This is a genomic window from Actinoalloteichus spitiensis RMV-1378, assembly GCF_000239155.1.
Lineage (GTDB): Bacteria > Actinomycetota > Actinomycetes > Mycobacteriales > Pseudonocardiaceae > Actinoalloteichus_B > Actinoalloteichus_B spitiensis.
The window spans coordinates 1-2,139 of record NZ_AGVX02000579.1 but is presented as its reverse complement, the minus strand read 5'-3'; the positions used below and the strand labels follow the sequence as shown (position 1 = coordinate 2,139).

Below are 2,139 nucleotides of genomic sequence, written 5' to 3'. Positions count from 1 at the left end.
ACCCCGCCCCGCCGGCCCACGCCCACCCGGAACTCGCGGTTCTGCCCCAGCACGCGGAAGTCGTCGAGCACGGCCGCCGCCCGGTCCACCCTGGCCGGGTCCCCCGGCAGCAGGCACACCTCGGGCAGGTCACCGGGCCCGCACGGCAGGTGCGGGGGCCGTCCGTCGAGCCACGGGTCGGCAGCGCTGCGAGGCACCAGGACTCCTTCTGTCAGGCGGAAGTCGATTTCCAGAATCGTCAGTGTGCGGTGCGCCATCACGCGCAGTCAACAGTCACGTTCCGTCCCCAAAGATGTGTGCGGAGTCAAACACGGCTGTCGACCAGCGGTAACGATCAACGCCGCCACGTAGGGCAGCCCGGTCGCGCACTCTCCGTCGCGGACAACAATTCCGGATGACCACTTCCGCAACACGGAAGAAATGCTTAGTGTGCAACCTCGACTCGACCATCCGAGCCGGAACAGACCGGCTGACTCCCGCTGGAGCCGCCACCGTGACCCACCACACCCACGAGGACACCGCGCCGCCCCCGGCGGCCGCGACCGACCACAGGCGGCTGCTGGAGATCCGCGGGGTGAGCAAGGAGTACGTCAGCGTCAAGGGCGCCTCCGTCCGCGCCCTCGACGACGTCAACCTCGACATCGGCGACGGCGAGATCATCGCCATCATCGGCCCCTCCGGCTGCGGAAAGTCCACCCTGCTGCGGATGGTCGCCGGCCTCGACACCGACTACGAAGGCACCATCGAGTGGACCCGCGCGCCCCGCCCGGGCCGCGACATCGGCTTCGTCTTCCAGGAACCGGCCCTGCTGCCGTGGCGCACCGTCGCCCGCAACGTCTCCCTCGGCATCGAGGTCCAGAAGGACCGCTCCGACCTGCCCACCGACCGGGTCGACGAACTCCTCGAACTCGTCGGGCTGCGCGACTTCGCCAAGTCCTACCCCAAGGAACTCTCCGGCGGCATGCGCCAACGGGTCGCGATCGTCCGCGCCCTCGCCTACGACCCCCGGATCCTGCTCATGGACGAGCCCTTCGGCGCCCTCGACGCCATCACCCGGGACAAGCTCCACGACGACATCCTGCGCATCTGGGCCGCCACCAGGAAAACCATCGTCTTCGTCACCCACAGCGTCGAGGAAGCCGCCTACCTCGCCGACCGCGTCGTGGTGATGTCACCCCGCCCCGGCCGGCTCCGCTCCGTCCACCAGGTCCCCCTCGACCGGAACCGCGACGCCGCCACCCGGCAACTCCCGGTCTTCGCCGAGTTCGCCGGCATGCTCCGCGAGGAGCTGGCGTGAGCACCGCCGAGATCACCACCGGAGCGGCCACCCCGCCACCCGCACCCGGCGGCACCCGACCCGGCGGCGGCCCCTTCGGCAAGGGAACCCCGCTGCGCCGGATCACCGTCGCCGCCGCCTACCTGGCCGTGGTCCTGCTCGCCTGGCAGCTCTACGTCACCCTCGCCGACGTCCCCTCCTACCTGCTACCCGACCCGCTCAGCGTCGGCGACGCCCTGTGGCGCCTGGCCAGCAGCGGCGAACTGTGGCCCCACCTCGGCTACACCGTCCGCAACATCGCCGTCGGACTCGGCGCCGGCATCCTCATCGGCTCCCTCCTCGGCTGGGTCATCGCCTCCTTCCGCGCGGTCCGCCTGGTCCTGGCGCCCTACGTCGTCATCCTCCAGGCCGCACCCAAGATCGCCCTCGCCCCGCTGCTCGTCCTCTGGTTCGGCCTCGGCCTCGGCTCCCAACTCGCCCTCATCGTGATGCTCGCCTTCTTCCCGATGATGATCGCGATGATGCTCGGCCTCGGCGAGGTCACCGACGACCAGCGCGCCCTGGGCCGCGTCCTCAACCTCGGACCCGCCCGGTTCTTCCGCCTCGTCCAACTGCCCACCGCGCTGCCCGCCCTGTTCGCCGGCGCCCGGATCGCCGTCATCGACGCGATGACCGGCGCGTTCCTCGCCGAGTACATCTCCGCCCAACAGGGCCTGGGATTCCTCATGGTCCAGGGCCGCAGCACCTACGACACCCCGCAGCTCATCGCCGCGGTCGTCCTCACCGTGGTCGTCGGACTGACCGGTTTCGCCCTGGTCAGCCTCGTCGAACGCCGGGCACTGCCCTGGCGCCGCTGACCCGCC

The 2,139-nt window shown here is 70.7% G+C and carries 2 protein-coding genes and 1 pseudogene; 2 read left to right on the top strand and 1 reads right to left on the bottom strand.

The window, feature by feature from the left end; genetic code table 11:
• Positions 1–197, bottom strand: a pseudogene (locus tag ACTIDRAF_RS30495) (phosphorylase); the annotation flags it as partial.
• Between the two features lie 296 nt (positions 198–493).
• On the opposite strand from ACTIDRAF_RS30495, the gene ACTIDRAF_RS0222025 reads away from it, so the two are divergent.
• Together ACTIDRAF_RS0222025 and ACTIDRAF_RS0222020 are read left to right on the top strand one after the other, a co-directional pair.
• Positions 494–1,297, top strand: coding sequence for an ABC transporter ATP-binding protein (locus ACTIDRAF_RS0222025; RefSeq protein WP_245533608.1), 804 nt, complete (start codon positions 494–496; stop codon positions 1,295–1,297).
• Positions 1,294–2,133: an ABC transporter permease gene (locus ACTIDRAF_RS0222020; RefSeq protein WP_016700872.1), complete on the top strand. Its 840-nt coding sequence runs from the start codon at positions 1,294–1,296 to the stop codon at positions 2,131–2,133. Before ACTIDRAF_RS0222025 ends, ACTIDRAF_RS0222020 begins: the two co-directional genes overlap by 4 nt.
• The last annotated feature ends 6 nt before the right edge of the window (positions 2,134–2,139 follow it).